We start from the raw sequence: 20,601 nt of genomic DNA, 5'->3' as shown, positions 1-20,601 counted from the left end.
GGCTGGAACTAACCTCGCATCCCCACGACTACCACGTCACCAGTGAGCTTGCTCGGTGACCGGCCCAAGATCCTGATCCCGCGTCGGCGGCTGGTTCGATCCGCCACCGCCCGGCAGCGCGTCGTAGAAGTCCAAGAACATCTTCGACACTTCTTCCTCTGTCGTGGCGTAGTTCAGCGAAGCGGTCTGCACCGCCACGGTGATCTGGTAGAGCACGCTGGAGTTCGGGTTCGCCTGCGAGCCGAACAATGTCGTCACCGCCCCGTTCCAGCGGTCCGCGAAGTCCTGCGCCTCGTCCGCGGTCGTACCCGCCCAGCCGAGCTTCAGCCCGTTCCAGATGTCATGGATGCGACCCACCGTGTCGCCGATCGCCTTCATCTGTGCCGGCAGGTCGGTGGCGCCGTACTTCCACACGGCGTCCGGGTCGACGTTGATGGTCAGACTGGCATCGTTGTAGTTGGCTGGCGCCGGCACCATGACACCTCCGCTGCTGGGCGCAGGCCGGCAGGCACGGCCGAACCGCGACGCATATAGTCACGCGAACCTACAGCCGCCCGGTGGGGACGGGACAAGTCTCACCGGAGGGACATCCAGGGGACGGGGCGATGGCGTACGCCAGCAGATGTCGGGCGGGCCGACGGAGGCGGACATTGCCGAGCTGTGTCCCAGCGCCTGAGACTGAAGCTTCGACTCGCCCGCGGAAGGAGTGCGCGATGCCGTCGCAGAGCCAGGGCCCCCGACAGAACGACCCCGGACCCGTCCCGCCGCCCAAGTCGCCGGACGGCCAGTGGATGGACTATAACAATGGCCAGGGCTGGACCTGGGTATGGAACGGTTCCTGGTCACAGAACAGCGATGGCACCTTCACCTGGAACGCGCACAAAGAGCCGGATCCGAACCTGGTCAAGCAGTGGGGCCACGCCGCGGTCACCGACGTCCAGCAGGATCCGACCGGCGTCCGCAACAAGGGCTCCTGGCACGTTTACGGCAAGGGAGCGCAGTGGGTGTGGGGTGACGACCCCAACCAGAACGACCTGCACGCGTACAGCTATGACGAGCTCACCGACCCGGACCACCTCCCCAACAACGCTCAGCATCCGAGCTACGACGGAAACAAGCCGCCGCCGCCGGACGTCGTGGCGCCGGAGCTGAAGGACACCTGGGGTGGGGTCGCTCCCGACGTCACCGGGAAGAACATCGTCAGCGCCGACAACGGCAGCGGGTCGCCGCAGCAGGTCACCTCGCCGCCCCACCACGCGGCATATCTGGTGCAGCCGGGCGGCATCCGGGACGTCGAGAACACGGTGCTGGCCGAGATCGATGCGAACCTGGCGAACTACGACTCGCTGAAGACCGCGGTGGCCAACGCACTGCCCGACGGCCTCTACATGCCCAACATGGTCGGGGAAATGACCCATACACAGGACAGACTGCTGCTGAATGTCGGTGACACGCTGGAGCTTACGGGCCAGTTCACCCGGGCGTTGAACAACGCGGCCCAGTTGTACGCCAGGGCCGACCTCGACTCGTTCCTGCCCGCCGACGGTGGCCCGCCGCCCGCCACTCCCGGCCCAAACGGCTAGTGCCGCGTCAGGGAACCTTTGCCCCATCTGTTGCCCCGAGCACCAGCCTGGCGTGGTGGCGGTAGCTCAGCCGGCCGCGGAGTCCGCCGCCTCTCACGTCGCGTCCGGCGCGATTGCGTCCAGCCTGGCTCGTTGGCGCCCGGCGGAGGCGTGGTAGATGCCGTCGATGAGCCGCCGGGCGTGGGCGGCGGTGCGACCCGCCGTTTCGCGATACCCGAACCGAGCCTGGCATTCGGCCAGGGAAGCCATTGCCTCGGCCCTGTCCCACCCCATGTCCGCTGGTGTCGCCGCCACCGCCTGCTGATACGCCTCGACGGCGCTCGCGCCATCTCCGACCTGCTGGTGAACGCGGGCTATCACAGGAGGCTCACCCGGCGCAAGCAGAAGGGTCGGCTATCCGCCGTAGCGGAAAGCCGACCCACGTGCCACGTCCGGATCAGCGATCAGTGACTCCAGCTCGAGACATTGGCCGTCTCGGTGTCGACGTAGTTCTGCCAGTTCGTGGATGCGGCGTTGGAGATCGCGCCAAGCTGACCGGGCGCGGTCATCAGGTCCGCGGCGGCGGTGTTCCACTGGGTCTGCAGGTCCTGCCAGGTGACGTTCGCCTGGCCGGTCCAGTACTCCTGAAGTGTCGCCAGCATGGCGGTGAGCCGGGTCAGATTGTCGCCGAGCTGCGTCGCGATGGCCATGATCGAGGCGCCGCTGTTCGCCAGGTCGTCGGTCACCGCGATTTTCGATCCGCTTGCGTCTGCCATGTCGTGCTCCTTGTCTGGGATCTCTCGTGAGCCTCGACGACCGGTCTAGAACCGGGCCGGTGGCAGATTGTTGGTGAGGTTCGCATAGTTCTTGGTGTTGGTGTCCTCGTTCGCGACGTAGTTGTTGGCGTTGCTGGTGAGGTTGTTGGCGATGGTGGTCAACACGTTGCTGAGCGCCAGGGCGTCACTGCCCCACTGGTCGGACAGGTTCTGCAGCGCCATCGCGGCGGGGCCCTGGTAGGCACCCATGAGGCCGGCGACGTAGTTGCGCATCGCGGTGATCTCGCCCTGGATCGTCTCGTTGGCGTTCAGGCAGTTCGACGCCGCGTTGTTCAGCTCCGCCGCGGTGACTTCGAATTGCATGGTGCTCCTCGCTTTCTCGAGTCCCCTGCTGTCAGGGCCTAGGTGTTGTCGCGGGCGCTGGCGCCAGCGACCGCGTCACGCTCGTCGGTGTCCGGTAGGGCGATCTGGACCAGCCTGCTGGGCTCACCACGGCGCACCAGCACCCCGCGCCCCGGCGACCGGATCGCCGCCCGCTCGTCGGCGAGCACCGGACCCTCCTTGCGGTCGCCGGACAGCACCAGGCCGCCGCAGCCGAGCTCCTGGATCCGGGTGAGGAACCGGTCGGCGAAGGCGTTGCGGCTCGATCCCGCGACCCGGCGGGTCAGCACCACATGCAGGCCGATGTCGCGGGCGTGGGGTAGGAAGTCCATGAGCGGTGCGAACGGCTGGGCCCCGACCAGGTCATAGTCGTCGACCAGCAGGTAGAGGTCGGGGCCTTCCCACCATGACCGGGCGGCCAGCTGCTTCGCGGTGACGCCGGCCGGCGGCAGCCGCTCGGCCAGCTTTTCGCACAGCTGCTCGAGGTAGGTCCCGGCGGCCACCAGGTCGGGCGCGTACGCGGCGAGGTAGTCCTCGGGTACCGCACCGAGCAGCGAGCGCCGGTAGTCCACGAGCAGGATCCGTGCATCCCAGGCGGTGGAGGTCGCTGCGATCCCCGCCACCAGGGTCTGCATGAAGGTCGTCTTGCCCGACCCGGCGTCGCCATAGACGAGGAAACACGGGTCGCCGGCGGTCAGATCGAGGTGCACCGCCCCCAGGTCCGCCTCCGCGATGCCGATCGGCGCCCCGGATGCGGGAGACTGCGGTATCTCGGTCAGGTGTAACAGCTCGGGCAGCATCCGGATGGCCGGCGCCTTGGGCCCCGCCCAGGCGGCCGCGAGTTTCGCGATGGTGTCCTGCTGCGCCTCGTAGGCTCCGTCCGCGGTCTCCTGCCCGTCCAGTCGCGGCAGGGCCAGCTGGAAGTACGCACCCGGCGCGGCCAGGCCCCGACCCGGTACCGCCTGTGCCAGCCGTGCGGCGAGCCGGCGGTTGATCTCGGACTCGGTCGGATCGTTGAGGCGCAGCTCGACCCGGGTACCGATGCTGTCGCGCAGTGCCGGGCGGATCTCGCTCCACCGGCTCGTCGTCAGCAACAGGTGCACCCCGACCCCGAGGCCGCGCGCGGCGATGTCCGCGACGGCTCCGTCGACGTCGTCGAGTTCGCCGCGCAGTCCGCCCCAGTTGTCGATGATCAGGAACACGTCCGCGGCACGCAGTCCGGCAGGCAGCCGGCCCGCCGCGCGGCGGGCGCGGAACTCGGCGACGGACGCGATGCCCATCGCCCGGAAGGTCGCCTCTCTTTCAACGATCAGTGCGCGCACTTCGGCCAGGGTGCGCCGGGTGCGCTCGGTGTCGGTGCGCCCGGCCACGGAGCCGACGTGCGGTGCTGCCACGTACTGGTGCAGGCTGCCGCCTCCGAAGTCGATGCAGTAGAACTGCATCTCCTCGGGCGTGTGCGTGAGCATGCCGGCCATCATCACGGTCCGCAGGGCCGTGCTGCGGCCCGTCTGTGGCGCACCGACGATCGCCAGGTGTCCGTGCGGGCCGCTGAAGTCCATCGTCAACGGCTTCTGTTGCTGCTGCAACGGCAGGTCCAGCACGCCGATCGGGATGACCAACCGGCCGTTGTCCGGCCAGGCGGGCATCGACAGTCCCCGCCCGGGACGTATGGCGGGCGCACCGGTGAGGTAGTCCAGCGGAATCGCCGCGGGAAGCGGCGGCAGCCACACCTGGTGCACCGGATGACCGATGCGGCCCAGGCGGTCCACCACGACCGCCAGTTCCGTCGCGGTCGGCTCGGCGGGCGTCGGGGTGGGCGTGGCGGGTACCTCGGCATCCAGCGACCGGGACGCGACGAACGGCACGACCGACGATCCCGGTACCCGGGCCGATTCCGCGCGTTCCTGCGCTGACAGGTACGGCGAGGATACGTGGGCCACCCGCAGCCGCTGGTACATCGACTCGTCGACCTTCAGGTACGCCGAGCCGGGGATCGGGGGCAGCCGGTACGCGTCGGTCGTACCGATGACGGTCCGGCTCTCGGCGGCGCTGAACGTGCGCAGGCAGATGCGGTAGGACAGGTGCGAGTCGAGGCCGCGCAGCCGCCCCTCCTCCAGCCGCTGGGTGGCCAGCAGCAAGTGGATACCGAGGCTGCGGCCGACGCGTCCGATCTGGACGAACAGGTCCACGAACTCCGGGCGGCCGGACAGCAGTTCGCTGAATTCGTCGACGATGAACAGCAGGTACGGCAGCGGCGGCAGTGGCTCGCCGTTGAGGTCCGTTCCCCCGGCGTCGCGCCGGCGCTGGTACTCCCGGATCGAGTCGACATTGCCGGCCGAGCGCAGCAGCTGCTGCCTGCGCTGCTGCTCGCCGACCAGCGCCGCCTGCGCCCGGTCGATCATCGCCGCGTCGTCGGCCAGGTTGGTGATCAGGCCGGCGACGTGAGGCAGGTCGGCCAGCGGGGCGAACGCGGCGCCGCCCTTGAAGTCGACCAGGACGTAGCTGAGCAGTTCGGGCGGGTGAGTCAGGGACAGCGCGGTCACCAGCGTGCGCAGCAACTCGCTCTTGCCCGACCCGGTGGCGCCGACGATCAGCCCGTGCGGGCCGAAGCCGCCCTGCGCCGGCTCCTTGATGTCCAGGATGACCGGTTCGCCGTCGCCGTCGTTGCCGATCGGGACCCGCAGCAGCCGGTCGGCGCTCACCTCTGCCCAGCGGGTGGCGATGTCGGCAGTGAGCGGATCGGCACCGAGCACCATCTCGGTCAACGAGATGGTGCGGGAGAGCACCTGTTCGCCTTCGTCGGTCAGCCGCAGCGGCGCGAGCCGCCGTGCGATGAGCTCGGCGAGCGCGACAGGTACCGCGTCCGGTACGGCGCCCTCCACGGCGGACTTGATGTGGCCCGCTCGCCCCTCCATCGTGAGGCCCTCGTCGGTCAGACGCAGCCTCAGGTCGACCCGCTCCGGCTCGTCCGTGTCCCGGTCCACGAGGAACACCAGCGTGATGCCCAGCTGCGGGCCGGCGCCGGCGAGCAGTGCCCGCAGCAACGGTGAGCGGCCCCACTCGGACACCGGCTGGAATCCGGTGATCACGATGACGAGCCGGCGCGGTGCCCGGGCAGCCTGCAATCCAACGCCGAGGTGGCCGCGGCGTGCCGTCTGCTCCTGGCGGTACAGCAGTTCACGTTCGAGGACTTCGGCCAGTCCGGCGGGATTCTCGGCGACCAGCGGTACCACGCCGGCTGGTCCCGGCGCGTCCTCCTCGATCGCGTGCGGCAGCCATTTGGCCCAATCCCAGTCGCCCGGACCGGAGCGCTCGACCATGATGCCCACGTCGTCGGGTGCGTGCAGCACGGCGATCTGGCAGAGCACCGCACGGGTCAACGCCTCGATGCGCTCCCGTGGACCGAGGATGCTGAGCACCCCACAGTCACCAAAATCGATGACCGCCGGCTGCCCGCTGACCGTGCCATGGCGAGTGACGAGCCGCTGTGCCGCGCGCAGTGAATCCCCGTCGTAGTCGGCGAGCGGGTCGAGTCGGTTACCGATCTGCAGGGGCGTGCTCAACGAGGCTTCACCGAGACCGACGCGCACGTGCAGGAAGTCGGGATCGGCCGGGCGCCGCTCCCAGATCCGGTCGTAGCTTGTCGTGATCGCCCACAGCTGCTCCGGGTCGGGGTGGGTCACTGCGGCGAGTTCGCGCTGGGCGGCGGCCACATTCCGGGCGTGCCCGCGCGCGGTGGTGAGGTGGTCGCGGTAGCGCAGGCGCTGCCGGCGGCTGCTGTGCCGGTGGGCGTTGAGGGTCTGCATCCGCGTCGCTACGGTGGTGCCGATCGCCGCCAGCACGAAAAGCACGCCGATGACGATCAGGATCGGCCGACCGAAGGTGATCATGTAGGCGGCCATACCGATGCTGCTGAGCAATGGCAACGCCAGGGTGATCCACATGGCGCCACCCTGCTTCTGCTGCACCTCCGGCGGCGTGGGTAGCACGATCTTCTCGTCCGGCAACGGAGGCGGTGCGAACCGCGCGGGACGATGCATCGCGAGTCGACTCATGACTGTCCTCGATCCACAGTGCTCAGGCCGTGCATTGGACCCGGACCTGACTTACCGCAAGCCGGGATGCGGGCGTCGCCGGAGTTCCCCGGTCCACCAGCTCGACCGCGATCCCAGCGGCGCTGACCGGGTACGTGCCCAACGAGACCCAGGTACCCCGGCTGGCCGTCTGGTCCATGAGGGAGCCGGCCAGGCGGGCACCGGTACGTCCGGTGAGCACCCAGAACTGGGCGGGTGCGGCCGCCGCGTCCTGCGGGTTCTGCGCTGCCGGCCCGTAGACCGAGATCGCGCATCGGGTCATCGCGGCGGTCGGGGTGAACCACCAGACCGCGTGCTGGTTCGGATCGTCCTTGCTCTTGTCCCCGCTCATCGGGATCGCCTCAAACGTCCCGTGGCAACCGTCGCGATCCCACCCACCGCTGGCGACCGTGTACCAGTCGGCGGTGCGTCCCTGCACGTCGAATCCGTGGTCGCTGGCGGTGGCACAGTCCCAGCCGCTGACCGCCGTGTACGGTGCCGCGGTGACCGGCGGCGGTACCGTCGATGCACTCGCCTCGCTCAGTGGCAGCGGATGCACCAGTTGCAGCACCGCCCCGCCTCCGAGCGCGGCGGCAGCGGCCAGTGCGACCACCGTCAGCACCAGGTGCGGCCGGGCCGTCGGTCGCGGGGTGTCCACCTCGGCCCAGCTGTGCTCGACGAGGGCCCGCGCGGCCTCGCGCCGCTCGGCCCGAGCCGATCCTGCCGTCGTTGTTCTGGCGGTAGCCACGGCTCACTCCCCAACCGCGCATCCGCTGCCAGCGTCCACAACGCTCGGCTCACGCCCCGCGCGCAGCGGGGCGACGAGCATGAGCCGCGTCTTCATCCGCACGAACTGACCTCCCTCGAACGCAGGCGACACGCTCCATTACGGCTTCGTGCGCCGCTACATTCACCTTGTCGTCAATGAGTCGATCCCGTGCCCGTCGTCGCGCGCATCTGCGGCCGCGACGGCACGCCGTTCAGCCGACGATTCCCCGTCCCATGTCGACCAGCTCCCCGTACACGCCGAAGACGCCGAGCGCCAGCGAGATGGTCGCCAGCGTGCAGAGCACACCGACGACGTCGACGAACCGCCGGCGGCCGCGGGGGCGGCCGGTGCCGGCCGGGAAGCCCGCCGGCAGGTCTGCCACCTCGTCACCGCCGGCGCGCAGCACCATCGAAACCGTCGAGCGGGCGATGAGCGCGAGTCCGGCCACGAGCAGCGCGATCGTGGTGGCCACGTCGCTGCGCCAGATGTCCGTGGCCGCCACGGCCACCACCGCGAAGAGTCCGACCAGACCAGCGCTGTTCAGCGGTACCGATTCGCTGGCGAACCCGACCTGCTGGGCGCGGATGAGCACGGCCAGGCTGGCGACCGCCGCCATCGCGAGGGCGAAGCTGTTGCCGGACGCGGCGAGCACCGGCAGGCCGACCGCGATGCTCAACGCAGGCACCGTCATCAGGACTGCGAGCAGGCGTCGGTGCCGGATCAGCAGTGCGGTCGCACCGTCTGCCAACCCGGCCGAATCACCAGCTCGCCGGGTTGACCACAACGTCAGAAACGCCGTGCACGTCTTCGACAGCCCCAGCACGGCCAGCATGGCCACCACCGTGGTGGCCGCGACCTGGACGTTGGTGGCGTGGACCAGGAGCAGCAGTGGTGCCACGAGGACGGCGACGGCGAGCGGTACCCCGAGGAGAACGACGACGGCCTCCGGCGTCGTAGCCATGATCATCAGTACTGCGGCGGCCGCACCGGCGATCGCTCCCACCCAGAAGAAGGCGTCCCCCGCGACCGCCCGCGTCAGCAGCGCGCCGGCAACAGCGAAGCAGGGCACCGCGGTCAGCGACGTCAGCAGGCACAGCGTGGCCGGCACGACGACCCGGCGCTGCGCCAGCGCCCAGCCGGTACCCAGCAGCAGCAGGCCTGCGACCAGCAGTCCGACCGCGCTGACCACGGGCCCGGACGAATGCCGCAGCGCCAGCAGCGCGGCCCCGGCGACCCACAACAGGCCCAGAGTCATGACCACCAACGATCGCGGCCAGTCGGCTTTGCGTTGGTCATCGGCCGCACCGGCGATGAGCTCTTCGATGTCCGCCACGATCGCTTCTGAGCCTGGGTGGCGGGTCAGGTCACGCAGGTACAGCACCTGCCCGTCGACCACGCCTGAGTCGGCCAGCGAGGTGGTGAGCGAAAGCGGCCCGTCTCCGGCGACCGCGAGTGACCAGGCGGGCGGCGTGACGCCGCGACCGCCCTGGCCACAGAGGTTGGCGAGGCTGGCTGAATACTCGGCGATGGGTGCCGTGCTCGGTAGCGCCACGTCCACTCGGCGGCGCTCCCCGACAACCGTGACCCGACTGCGCCCGTCTAGCATCTGTAGCTCCCCGCCGCTCAGTGCCAGGACCGGCAGGCGGTCGCGTGGGCGTTGTCTCGGTCGGGCCGCGCCGCGATGTCCAGCGCGATGCCCCCAACGTCTTTCCGGATGCGCGGGACGGCGATCCGACCCGCGGGCAATTCCGACACGGTGGCCTCCTGAGGCTCCTCGGGGCCGGCAAAAGCTGAGCCGGCGGTGAATGGTGGATGCTGCGCCGCGCGCGAAGGCACCGCGCTCGGCAGGTCGCCAGCCGGGCGCCGGCCGTCAGTTCGCCAGCTGGCTGACACGTTCGCCTCCCGAAGTCGCGGGACCGTCGCCTTCACCGGGTCATTACGGCCGTGGCGCCCAGTTCCTTCATCTGGATCTGAATGAAACCCCGTTCCGGTCCGTCATGACGGTCTGACAGCGCAGACAACGTCGAGGAGCGCAGCGTGAGACGACGGGGCGATCGAGCAGTGGGATGGACCCGCGCAGCGGCGGCCGACACGAACGCGGGCGCCTAGCATGTCGGCCAGATCAACTGCTGCCACTGGGTCTGTCGGGCGCTCCGGCGGGAAGCCGCTGACCGCGAGCGCCCCGGGCGAGTTCGTCACCGTGGCGGTCAGGTCGGTCGGTCCGCCACTACGCGTGGCCGCCCGCGGCTGGGGGAACCACCGCACCATAGGTTCGGCGCTGCGGGCAGCGGCCGACGGCGGAGTGGTGGTCGTCGCGCCGGGGGTCTACCAGGAAACCTTGGTGGTCGACCGGGACGTCACGATCACCGCCGAGGCGACGGACGGCACCGTCGTGTTGACTTCTGCGGAGGGTCCAGGACTGCACGTGCGTGCCGGTACCGTCGGCGTGCGCGGCCTGACGATGCGGGCGCCGGTCCTGGTATCGGCCGGCGCCCTGGCCCTGCAGGACTGCGACATCTCGGTCGGGGAATTGGCGCTGACCGGGTGGGCCGTCGCGGACATCACCGGGTGCCGCATCCACCACTGCGACGATGCCGCGGTGCGGGCCAACGGGGACTCCCGGATACAGGTGACCAACTGCGCGGTCGAGGACGTCGAGGGCAGCGGCATCGCGATGGCCCAGTCGAGCCAGGCCCGGCTGGTGACCACGACCGTGTCCCGGGTGACCGCAGCCGGTCTGCACCTGAGCGACAGCGCCGCCAGCTGCGTCGTCGACTGCGAGATCGCCGAGGCCGGCGAGTGCGGCGTACTGGTCGATGACGACGCCGCACTCGTGATCCACTCCAGTCGCCTGCGCGACATCGGGGGTGACGCGGTGCGGGTGACCGATTGCTGCGCCCGCATCGACGATGGATCCTCCACGGTGGACGGTGGTGTCGACCCCAGAGCGGTGGGCGGCGTCACCGTGGTCGACACCACGATCACCCGCGCGGTCGGCAGCGGGATCCTCGCCACCGGCGCCGCACAGCTGAGCATCGACCGCTCGCACGTGCGCGACGCCGGCAAGGCCGGCATATTCGCCACCGGTACCAGCACCCTGAGCCTGGCGGGCTGCGGAATCATCGGCAGCGCCAGCACGGGACTGGTCGTGCAGAAGTCGGCTCGGTTGTCCGCAACGGACACCACCATCGCGCGAACCGCGGCCAACGGGCTTCTCGCCGGTGAAGAGGCGTCGGTGAACCTGACCGGATGCACCATCCGTGAATCCGGGTTCAGCGCCGTGCACATCGGCGGGCAGGCAAAGGTGGATCTTCACGACTGTACGGTCTCCGGGACACCGGAGCACGGCGTGCGCTGCACCGACCGCGGCATGCTGCGGTTGGCCGGCGGCGCGCTGAACGCCGTCGGGATGACCGGCCTGCAGATCGAGGACAGCGGCGACGCGACCGTGCTCGGGGTCACGGTGACACAGGCGAACGTGGGTATCCGCGTCCAGGACACACCTCACCACCCGCTGCTCGTGAACTGCACGGTCACCGGTACCACGACCTCGGGCCTGGAGACCGGGCCGGGCACCAGCCCGATCGTCCGCGACTCGAGCTTCCGCAACAGCGGCGCCACCGGGGTGTTCCTGGACCAGGACAGCCAGGCCGGCATCGATGGCTGCGAGATCACCGACGCGGGCGGCAACGGCCTCGTGGTCTGGGACGGAGGTACCCCGCTGATCAGGTCGCTCACCGTCAAGGACTGCCACGGCAACGGCATTTACCTCGCCCCGCGGGTACGGGCCAAGCTGGAAGACTGCAGCATCACGGGTACCGGCGCGCCGGCCGTCTACGTCGGCCCGTCGGCCGCACCCACCCTGCGCCGCTGCCACATCCGCGACGTCGAACAGGACGTGGAGTTGGCGGCGGAGGCCGAACCGGTCATCGTCGACTGCGAGGTCAGCGGCGTGCGGGTCAGCCACCTGCCGGTCGGGCGATCCGGCCGGGCGAGCCCGCCCAGCGGCATGGCGCGAATCGGCGCGGGAGGCGATCCCGCGGCACAGGCCGCGGCCGATGACCGTGGCCTCGCCGAGCTGCTGCACCAGCTCGACGAGCTGGTCGGCCTGCGCCGGGCCAAGCAGGACGTCGGCACACTGGTCAAGCTGATGCAGATGGTCAAGCAACGGCAGGAAGCCGGCCTGCTGCCTCCTCCGCTCTCCCGCCACCTCGTCTTCGCCGGCAATCCTGGAACCGGCAAGACCACCGTCGCCCGCCTCTACGGGCAGATCCTCGCCGCGCTGGGCATGCTCAACACCGGACACCTGGTCGAGGTCGACCGCTCGATGCTGGTGGGCGAGTACGTCGGGCACACCGCACCGAAGACGCAGGCCGCGTTCCGGCGTGCCCTCGGCGGAGTGCTCTTCATCGACGAGGCGTACGCCCTGGTTCCCGACGGCCGCGGAAACGACTTCGGCCAGGAGGCGATCTCCACGCTGGTCAAGCTGATGGAAGACCACCGCGACGAGGTGGTCGTGATCGTCGCCGGATATCCCGACCAGATGGAACGGTTCGTCGGCGCCAACCCGGGCCTGGCGTCCAGGTTCACCCGGACGCTCACGTTCGACGACTACACCTCGGCGGAGTTGGTGGACATCGTCGCCCACCAGGCGGCATCCCACCAGTACGAGCTGCCCCCGCCGACCCGGGCCGCACTGGCGACGTTCTTCGACGCGACCGGTCGCGGCGAAGGCTTCGGCAACGGGCGGTTCGCCCGCAAGGTGTTCCAGGAGATGACCGAGCGCCACGCCCGGCGCCTCGTCGACAGTGCCGCGTCGGTGACGGCTGAGCAGCTCAGCACCCTCATGGGGGACGACCTACCCGATCTCGACCTGGCCGAGTGACCGGGGGCATCGACATGTCCTACTCGTCGGCGGGTCTGCGACCCTCCTGCTCAGGTAGCAGGGTGAGGGCGAACAGCGCCTCGATCAGGCCATCCGCTTCGACGGAGCAGTCGACACAGCGGGCCAGGTGCCGCTCGAGCGCCACGGCCTCGGCAGCCGACATCTCACCGAGAACGTACGCGCCGAGCGACAACCGGAGCCGCCGGTGCTCATCAGGCATCTCAGCCACACCCCTACAACGGCCACGAGCCCCGTTTGATTCAGCGTCGGGCGCGCTGACACCGCAGTTGACCGTGACCGGCGCGGCCCTGCTCCGCCCATCCCGACCCGCACGCCTCGTCCGAGAGAAAGGGTTCATCACATTGGGACACGCCACCCATCCCCCGGAGACCGATCTGATCGTCCCGCTGCCCGACGGCGAGCACTGGGACCCGCACACCATCCACACCCACTACTTCAGCTTCTCGATCCCGCACGCGCAGATCGGCGCTTTCCTCTACCTCCGCTACCAGCCAGCATTTCCGCTGTGTCAGGGGGGCGCGGCGATCTTCCGCGGGACCGACAACATCAACGTCCTCGACATCGACCACCTGAACTACGAGATCACGATGCCGTGGCCCGACATCGACGCAAACACCATCACGACCGCGAACGGGCTGCGGATCGAGTTCATGGAGCCGGGGCGGGAGGTGCGTATCAGCTACGCCAGCACCGACGGACAGACGAAGCTCGACCTCATCCAGACCGCGGTGACACCGTTGCTGGCGCGCGGCCACGTGATGCCCGGCGAGGAGAACTATCACAACGCTCCGGGCCGGGTGCCTGGCGGTAGCGAGCAGTTCATGCACTGCACCGGTCAGCTGGAGCTGCGCGGCGAGCACTACGACATCGACTGCTACGCGATCCGGGATCGGTCGTGGCGCCAGGTGCGCAAGGAGACGCAGGGCGGGGTGCCCGTTCCCCCGGTCGGGTGGACCCCGATGTACTTCGGCCCGGACCTGATCTTCAACCAGGTCGGCTTCGAGGCACCGGACACCAACCCGGAGTGGTTGGGCGTCTATGAAGTTCCCGACGGAGCACCCACCCACCACTTCGCCTGGCTGCACAGCAATGGCGAGAACAAGCAGATCACCCGGGTGCGACGCAACGTCCTGCAGCGGCAGCCGCACACCTTCGCGTCGCTGCGCCAGGAGATCGAGGCCGAGGACGAGGATGGCCGGATCTACCGGTTCGTCGGGGAGGCGATCGCGACGGCGACGCTTCCCGCCTGGCCCAATGTTTCCTTCCACGACAGCGTCTACCGCTGGGAGGACGAGCAGGGCCGGGTGACCCACTCCACCTACCAGGAGACCTGGTTCGACCGCTACCACCGCGCGGTCAAGGCGCGCAGCCGCCACACGGCCACGGATTGACGGGAGGATTCTCATGGCACTGACCAACAAGGACCCGCAGGAGCTCCGAGACAGCCTGCGGCGCTGGCTCGCCGCGCAGCTGCCCGAGGCGACCGACGTCGTCGTCGACGATTTCGAGATTCCCAGCGCGAGTGGAATGTCCAACACAACTGTGCTGTTCAACGCCTCCTGGTCCACCGACGGGACGTTGACGAGCAGGCAGCTCGTCGCCCGGATCGCACCCGACGGCCCGGCGATCTTCAAGGATCCCGACCTCGGCAAGGAGGCCGTGGTGATGACGGCCCTGGCCGGCATCGGGCAGCCGGTACCCGCGGTGCGCTGGGTCGAGGAGGACCCCGCAGCATTGGGTGCGCCGTTCCTCGTGATGGAGCGGGCACACGGAAACGTCCCAGCCGACGACCCGCCGTTCACGGCCAGCGGTTGGGTGCTCGAGCTCTCGCCCGAGCAGCAGTCGCGTCTGTGTACGGCGTCGATCGAGGCGCTGGCCGCCATTCACGACGTCGACTGGAAAGGCCTCGGGCTCGGGTTCCTGGCTCCGCCGGAGGGTACCGACGTCTTCGACGCTGAGGTCTGCAAGTGGCGCGAGTTGTACGACTGGGCCCGTGGTGCCGAGGTCAACCCGACCATCGAGGCGGGTTTCGCCTGGCTTCACGCGCACCGGCCGGATGACCGGCGCGAGCCCGTACTCAACTGGGGCGACGCGCGCATCGGGAACATGATGTTCGGCGACGACCTCGCGGTGAACGCCATCCTCGATTGGGAGATGGTGGGTCTCGGGCACCCCGACATCGAGTTGGCCTGGTGGCTGTTCCTCGTGCGCCACCACACCGAGGGGATCGGCCTGCCTGCACCGGCGGGCTTCCCCACCAGGGACCAGGTCGTGGCCATCTACGAGAAGGCATCCGGCCGGACCGTCGACCACCTTGACTACTACGAGGTCTGGGCCGGGGTACGGCTGGCGATCCTGATGCACCGCGCCGGCAATCTGATGATCGATCTGGGCCTGCTCCCCCCGGACGCGGTGATGCGATTCAACAACCCCGCCAGTCAGCTGCTCGCCAAGCTCATCGGCGCCGAGCCACCCGCCGGTTCGGTGCAGACCTTCATCGGTAACCGCTGACGTATCCGGTACCCGTCGGCGCCGGAGACATCTCGGGATGCGGCCATGCACAGCCTTCCGGCCACATCGGGATGTCTCCGGCGCCGACGGCGCCGCTCGCGTGGTGGCACGGCGCATCGGCGCCTGCAGGCGTAGTACCCCGGGGAGCACAGTTTCGCGACCTCGATCCGAGGGCGACGGGTGGGCTAGCGGGACGATCGGCCAGCGGGACCAGTCAGGCGAGGGATCGGCGTCGGGAGAGCCGGACATTGGTGCGGACCCGATGCGGCGCGAGTAGACGCCGGTCGGTTCGCCCTGCTGGCGCCGGCGGCCCGGAGACCGCGGCGGCCAGGGTCAGGTCCCCGGCCAGAATGCGCTGGTGTACCTCGCGCAGCTGGACACCGGGTTCGATGCCCAGATCGTCGATCAGCGCGCGCCGGGTCTGCTGGTACTGCTGCAGCGCCTCGGCGACCCGACCGCTGCCGTACAACGCGGTCATGAGCAGCCCCTGGAGGTCCTCCCGTAACGGGTGGGCGGCGGCCATGGCCGCCAACTCGGGCAGGGCCTCGCCATACCGTCCCAGGCCGACCATTGCCCGGAACAGATCGACTCGCGCGGCGGCGGCCAGTTGCTGCAGGCGCAGGCGCTGGCCTTCGACGTACGGCCCGAGCGCGCCGACGAGTGGCTGGCCGTGCCAGAGCTTCAGCGCCGCGCCGTGCTCGGCAACGGTGGTCAGCCAGTCGCCGCGCCGGGCCGCTTCGGCCCCGCGCGCCGTGTGCCGCTGGAAGCGCGACACATCCACCGCGTGGTGGAGCGTATGCAGGACGTAGCCGCCGCGCACCGAGTCCACCCGAGTGTCCATGCCTGCTCCGGCGTCATCGAGGACGCTCCGCAGTCGGGACATGTACGTGCGAATACTGGCAATCGCCGACCGTGGCGGTTCCGGGCCCCACAGCCCCTCGATGAGCTCACCGAGCGTGGCCACCGCTCCCTCGCGGAGCAGCAGCATGGCGAGGACGGTGCGCTGCTGCGGAGCTCCGAGGTCGAGTTCCACGCCGCCGAGCCGAGCCCGGACGGGGCCGAGCAAGCTGAAGTCCAGGGAGGACGATGATTGGATTTCAGGCATAAAAAAAGGGTAGGGAATCTGGCTGGTAAGGAAGATGTATCAAGTACTGAACGAGTCGTTCAGCTTTCCTTCAGTCCGCCACCCAGCCGCCCAAAAGGGCATCAACCGGGGCAGGTCACCAGCCGCCGACCGCCTGCCGCGCACGCACCGACGGCTCCCGCTTGCCGGGCGGCGCGACCCGGCCCTGCCGCTCGGCGCCTTCCCGCTGCCCCTCGCTAAGCAGGGCGCGCAGCGAGCGCAGCGCGTAGAACGTCCGCGATTGCGCGGTACCCAGCGGAATTCCCAGCCGCCGTGCGACATCCTGGATGGAAGCGTCGCGGAAGTAGACCTCGAACAGCACCTCCCGGTGCTGCGGCGTCAGCCTGGCCAGCGCGGCACGCACCGTCTGCACATCGACCACCCGCTCCGCGTGGTTGTCCGTGCTGGGCACCGCGACGAGGTTGAACGCGCCAACCTCGGCCGGACGCGCCTCACGGGCCCGGGCGGCGTCGATCGCCACGCGGCGAGCCACGGTGAACAGCCACGGCAGCGCCTGCGCCGGCTCCGTGGGCAACTGGTCAAGCTTGCGCCAGGCGCGCAGGTACGTCTCCTGCAGCAGATCCTCGGCCAACTGTCGGCGCCCGAGCGTCACCCGCACCAGGTACCGGAACAGATCCGCGACCGAGTTCTCGTACAGCTGCCGCATCCGATGCTCGGCAGACGTCGAACGGGCCCGATCCACAGTAACGGTATTGTCATCTGACCTGATCATCACGGCTCCTCGCAAGACCAGCTGTTCGGCACTGCCAGTGAAGGCCCGCGAGGTCGACAAGAGGTCGTCGTCAGATTGACGCGCTGGTCAGCCCGCGTGCGCCGGCCGCACGACCCGCACCCGACGTCATCGATGCCGGCGCTGGCGGAGATCGACAGTCGATCGATGAATGCAGGCGCCACTGGATACGTCGTGTAGGTAGCCGGTGGCGACACCGGCCGGAGCTTGACCGGGCAGGGAGGCAGGATGCGTCACCTGATGCGCACGGCTGCGCAGATCGCTGAGCAGCAACTCGAGTCGCTGATCATCGCCGGGGCGAACGAGGGCCTGGACGGGTCGGGCGACGATAGCGCCGCGCCGCTCACCGAGGTACTGGTGATGGGCAATGACCAGCGACCGTACCTGGTGCGCAAGCTCCTGGACCGCGACGGGGGCGGCGCGCAGCTATGTTGGGTCTCGGTATCCACGGCCGGTTGGACACCACGGTGGTGTCATCCGGTCGTCCGCATCGCCGTCATCCCGGAGCCCGGGTCCCCGATCAACGCGCCGACCACTCCGGCGGGCGCGAGAGCGGGGCGCGAGGTCAACGAACGCCGCTGACCGGTGAGTCGGTCTCGGACTCCGTCGTCTGTTGAGTGCCTGTGCTGTCGAGGAGCTCTTGCGCGGATTCGGCACGCTGGTGCCCGATGCGCCGGAAGATCTGCACCGCGCGCTCAAGCATGGCGCGGGCCTCGACGGGCCTGCCCGCCGGAACCAGGACTATCGCGACCTGATGCAGCGCCACGCCGGCCAGGTACTCGTTGCCGATAGCCTGGTAGAGGGTGAAGGAGCGCTCGGCCGCCGCGACGCACTCGGTCCAGTTGTGCAGCCCGACGTGAATATGCGCCAGTATGTTCCAGGCGCCGGCCTCACGGTGGTTGCCGGCGCCATCAAGGTACTTCACGCTTTTCAGGGCGTACGGCAGCCCCTGCTCCCAGATCTTCAGCGCTTCGTGGACGGAGGCAATATAGTCCGGCGGAACGCTGCCCGGACTGTCCCGCTCCAACTCCAGGTAGAGCGACAGCGCCGCCTCGTTCTGGCGACGCTCTTCGGCCGGCCGGCCGAAGTCGCCCAACTGCGCCGCGAGGTTCCGGTGGGCGTGTGCCTGGTGCAGCCGATCGCCCGCGGCGGCGAAGAGCGCAACGGCCTCAAGTAGGTAGTGCTCGCCCTCGCCCGAGACGTTCCATTCGGACTCGTAATAGATGTGCCCGAGAACGAGTGAGGACCATGCCTGCATCCAGACGTCGCCCAGCCGCTGTGCGGCCGCGAGGGCGCACAGTTGGGTCGCCTCCCAGTCCCGCCAGAAGTCGTGCCTGCGCACGAAACTATCCATCGCCCACGCCAGGTACCACACATGTGTGTCAGCGTGGAACGCGACGGCCTGGTCCAGCACCATGAGCAGCGTTGGGCGCTCCTTGGCGAACCAGTTCAGGGCGGTCTCGAAGTCCGCGAAACGCTCCACGGTCACCCCCGCCACCGGCGGTTCGAGCGCCGCGCTGTCCAGCCTCCGGTGCGAGTCCAGATGCGCCGTGGCGGCCAGGCTGCCGTGCAGGTAGTGGTCGAGCAGCCGACGGGTGGCTGTCCGCCGCTCGTCCTCCGGCTCGCCGGAGACCAACAGCTCGGCCGAGTAGGCGCGCACCAGGTCGTGCATCCGGAACCGCCCCGGCTCGTACTCGATCAGCAGATTCGCCCGGCCGAGCTCACCGAGCAGTTCGGCGCCGGTTCTGGTGTCGACGGCCATCAGGCTGGCGGCGGTTGTCGCGCCGAACGCGGGGCCGGGATGGATCGCGAGGAGCCGGAACAGCCTGGCCGACGAGTCGCCCAGCAGATCGTACGACCAGGAGAAGACGGCCCGCAGATCGTTGTCGCCGTCCGTGCGGCCGAAAGAGTCCAGCCGGTGGCTGGCCTCGGCGAGTTCGGCGGACAGCTGGCCGAGCGCGAACTGTGGGTGGGTGGCGGCGCGGGCACTGAAGATCGCCAGCGCCAGCGGGACGCCGACACAGTAGGCAATGATCTCGTCGACGGCGCCCGGCTCCGTGGCTACCCGCCTCGCGCCGAGGCGTTGCTCGAGCATCACCTCGGCCTCGGCCCGGCTCAACAGGTTCAAGACGACCGGCAGCGCCCCTTCCGCAACGATCAGCCCGGTCAACGCATCCCGGCTGGTCACGATCGCGGCGCAGCCGGGCGTGCCCGGTAGCAGCGGCCGCGCGTGCTGGGAGTCGCGGACGTTGTCGATGACGACAATGATCTGCCGGCCCGCGATCATGCTTCGGTAGAGCGCGACCTGCGCGTCCAGGTCCTGCGGCTGGTCCCTCTCCGACACGCCGAGGGCCGTCAGGAACGACCGGAGGGCGTCTTGCGGCTTGACGCAGGCGCCCGACGGATCGAAGCCGCGCATGTTCACGTAGAGCTGCCCGCCGGGAAAGTCGGCGTCGAGCAGGTGCCCGCAGTGCACGGCCAGCGTGGTCTTCCCGATCCCGCCGAGACCGCTGACCGCGACGATCCGTGCCGAGGCGGAGCCGTCGCCGTGACCGCGCAGAAAGGAGGACAGGCGTTCGATTGCCCCGCTGCGTCCGGCGAACGTCGGCAGGTCGGCCGGCAACTGCGCGAGCCTGATGCCCGGCCGGGCCGCCGGCTGTGGATCTGCCTCCGCTGCCGCCCCTGACTCGAGCGGTGCGCCGTCGAGGATGGCCCGGTGGACGGCCATGAGCTGTGGTCCGGGCTCCACGCCGAGTTCGTCTGACAGTCTGCTGCGGAACGCGGCGAACCGGGCCAGGGCCTCGGCGGCGCAGCCGGTTGCCGCGAGTACCTGCATGATGGCGGCCTGCAGACGCTCGTTCAACGGCGCTGCCGCGGCCGCCGCGTGCAGGACGGGTAGCAGTTGTCCGGCCCGACCCAGCCCGAGCGCCAGGCGCGTCGTCTGGAGAGCGACGGTGACGAGTTCGTTGTCGAGCTCGACGAACATCGGTGCGAACCTGATCGCGGAGTCCACATTGGCCGCCACTGGCGCCCGCCACAGTCGCAGCGCGTCAACGAGAACATCCGTCGCTCGAGCCGGATCTCGGTGCTCGATCGCGGCCGCCTCCGCTACCCGGCCGCGGAACTCCATCAGGTCGACGCTGTCCGGCCCCAGATCGAGGAAGTAGCCGCCCGCGCTGCGCATCAGAGTGTCGGGCGGCAGCAGGCGCCGCAGTTGGCTGATGTAGCGCTGCACGACATTGGTGACCGTCGACGGTGGGTTCTCCGGCCAGAGTACGTCGATGATCTCCCGCATCATCACCGGATCGCCGCAGCGGACCAGCAGGACGGCCAGCAGTGTCCGCTGTTGTGGGGCGCCAAGGTTGATCTCTTCTGCGTCGCGCCACGCACGCAGCGGCCCCAGCACCGACAGCCACAGTCCTTCCCTACGGACCGGATGACCGTAGACCACCACTCCCCCTAGAAATCGTCGATCCCGCGCCGACTGATCGAGCGCATCCCTCGACACCCGCCATCCCTTTCGCACACCAGCCGGTCACCTGGATACCTGCGCGCCGCGGCGCGACGCCGCCGCTTGAGCGAGCAGCACGAAAAGGGTGTCGACCACGACGAGGACGAGCCCCCCGGACCAGGTCGGAACGGATCTCCGACCAGCCGCCGCCCACCGCGGCCCGCAGTCAACGTGGCGGCTGCCGGCCCGAAGGCCACCGCGTGCCGGACCACCGGCAGCGCCATCATCCGATCTACGT

At 69.4% G+C, this 20,601-nt stretch carries 15 protein-coding genes; 5 read left to right on the top strand and 10 right to left on the bottom strand.

All coding sequences use genetic code 11. The features are described 5' to 3' along the window. Positions 1-36 precede the first annotated feature (36 nt). Positions 37-477: a WXG100 family type VII secretion target gene (locus tag ABEA87_RS37990; RefSeq protein ID WP_345638133.1), complete on the bottom strand. Its 441-nt coding sequence runs from the start codon at positions 475-477 to the stop codon at positions 37-39. Between the two features lie 236 nt (positions 478-713). Between ABEA87_RS37990 and ABEA87_RS37985 the strand changes: the two genes are divergently transcribed. After that, a complete protein-coding gene (locus tag ABEA87_RS37985) occupies positions 714-1,583 on the top strand; it encodes a hypothetical protein (RefSeq protein ID WP_345638132.1) in 870 nt (289 codons plus the stop codon). Positions 1,584-2,026: 443 nt separating this feature from the next. Here the strand turns inward: ABEA87_RS37985 and ABEA87_RS37980 are convergent, their stop codons facing one another. The 5 genes from ABEA87_RS37980 to ABEA87_RS37960 all read right to left on the bottom strand — a co-directional run bounded on the left by ABEA87_RS37980 (position 2,027) and on the right by ABEA87_RS37960 (position 9,167). Continuing rightward, positions 2,027-2,338: a WXG100 family type VII secretion target gene (locus ABEA87_RS37980; protein WP_345638130.1), complete on the bottom strand. Its 312-nt coding sequence runs from the start codon at positions 2,336-2,338 to the stop codon at positions 2,027-2,029. A gap of 45 nt (positions 2,339-2,383) precedes the next feature. Then, entirely contained in the window at positions 2,384-2,701 is a 318-nt protein-coding gene (locus ABEA87_RS37975; RefSeq protein ID WP_345638128.1) for a WXG100 family type VII secretion target, read from the bottom strand. Positions 2,702-2,739: 38 nt separating this feature from the next. Next, a complete protein-coding gene (gene eccCa / locus ABEA87_RS37970) occupies positions 2,740-6,774 on the bottom strand; it encodes a type VII secretion protein EccCa (RefSeq protein ID WP_345638127.1) in 4,035 nt (1,344 codons plus the stop codon). A 22-nt stretch (positions 6,775-6,796) separates the two neighbouring features. Beyond that, positions 6,797-7,540, bottom strand: a complete 744-nt coding sequence (locus tag ABEA87_RS37965; protein ID WP_345638125.1) for a hypothetical protein — start codon at positions 7,538-7,540, stop codon at positions 6,797-6,799. A 232-nt stretch (positions 7,541-7,772) separates the two neighbouring features. Next, positions 7,773-9,167, bottom strand: coding sequence for an EsaB/YukD family protein (locus ABEA87_RS37960; protein ID WP_345638123.1), 1,395 nt, complete (start codon positions 9,165-9,167; stop codon positions 7,773-7,775). A gap of 504 nt (positions 9,168-9,671) precedes the next feature. Between ABEA87_RS37960 and ABEA87_RS37955 the strand changes: the two genes are divergently transcribed. After that, positions 9,672-12,446: a right-handed parallel beta-helix repeat-containing protein gene (locus ABEA87_RS37955; RefSeq protein ID WP_345638121.1), complete on the top strand. Its 2,775-nt coding sequence runs from the start codon at positions 9,672-9,674 to the stop codon at positions 12,444-12,446. Between the two features lie 19 nt (positions 12,447-12,465). Here ABEA87_RS37955 and ABEA87_RS37950 read toward each other — a convergent pair whose 3' ends face one another. Then, positions 12,466-12,666: a zf-HC2 domain-containing protein gene (locus ABEA87_RS37950; protein WP_345638119.1), complete on the bottom strand. Its 201-nt coding sequence runs from the start codon at positions 12,664-12,666 to the stop codon at positions 12,466-12,468. Positions 12,667-12,808: 142 nt separating this feature from the next. On the opposite strand from ABEA87_RS37950, the gene ABEA87_RS37945 reads away from it, so the two are divergent. Then, positions 12,809-13,858 carry a DUF7064 domain-containing protein gene (locus ABEA87_RS37945; RefSeq protein WP_345638118.1) on the top strand — a complete coding sequence of 350 codons (1,050 nt, stop codon included), beginning with the start codon at positions 12,809-12,811 and terminating at the stop codon, positions 13,856-13,858. Positions 13,859-13,871: 13 nt separating this feature from the next. Next, entirely contained in the window at positions 13,872-14,978 is a 1,107-nt protein-coding gene (locus ABEA87_RS37940) for a phosphotransferase family protein (protein WP_345638116.1), read from the top strand. Positions 14,979-15,192: 214 nt separating this feature from the next. On the opposite strand, the gene ABEA87_RS37935 is transcribed toward ABEA87_RS37940, so the two are convergent. Both ABEA87_RS37935 and ABEA87_RS37930 read right to left on the bottom strand, forming a co-directional pair. Further along, the gene (locus ABEA87_RS37935; protein ID WP_345638114.1) at positions 15,193-16,083 is read right to left on the bottom strand and encodes an AfsR/SARP family transcriptional regulator; all 891 of its coding nucleotides are present in this window, start codon (positions 16,081-16,083) and stop codon (positions 15,193-15,195) included. A gap of 115 nt (positions 16,084-16,198) precedes the next feature. After that, positions 16,199-16,834, bottom strand: coding sequence for a sigma-70 family RNA polymerase sigma factor (locus ABEA87_RS37930; RefSeq protein WP_345638111.1), 636 nt, complete (start codon positions 16,832-16,834; stop codon positions 16,199-16,201). A 246-nt stretch (positions 16,835-17,080) separates the two neighbouring features. On the opposite strand from ABEA87_RS37930, the gene ABEA87_RS37925 reads away from it, so the two are divergent. Further along, positions 17,081-17,434 (top strand): hypothetical protein, encoded by a 354-nt coding sequence (locus ABEA87_RS37925; protein ID WP_345638109.1) that lies wholly within the window; start codon positions 17,081-17,083, stop codon positions 17,432-17,434. Here the strand turns inward: ABEA87_RS37925 and ABEA87_RS37920 are convergent. Continuing rightward, a complete protein-coding gene (locus ABEA87_RS37920) occupies positions 17,418-20,360 on the bottom strand; it encodes an AfsR/SARP family transcriptional regulator (RefSeq protein WP_345638107.1) in 2,943 nt (980 codons plus the stop codon). The genes ABEA87_RS37925 and ABEA87_RS37920 overlap by 17 nt on opposite strands. Positions 20,361-20,601: the final 241 nt, after the last annotated feature.

Origin of the sequence: Rugosimonospora acidiphila (assembly GCF_039543385.1) — a bacterium.
Taxonomy (GTDB): domain Bacteria; phylum Actinomycetota; class Actinomycetes; order Mycobacteriales; family Micromonosporaceae; genus Rugosimonospora; species Rugosimonospora acidiphila.
The sequence above is the reverse complement of the archived record's forward strand: the minus strand, read 5'-3'. Positions and strand labels throughout refer to the sequence as shown.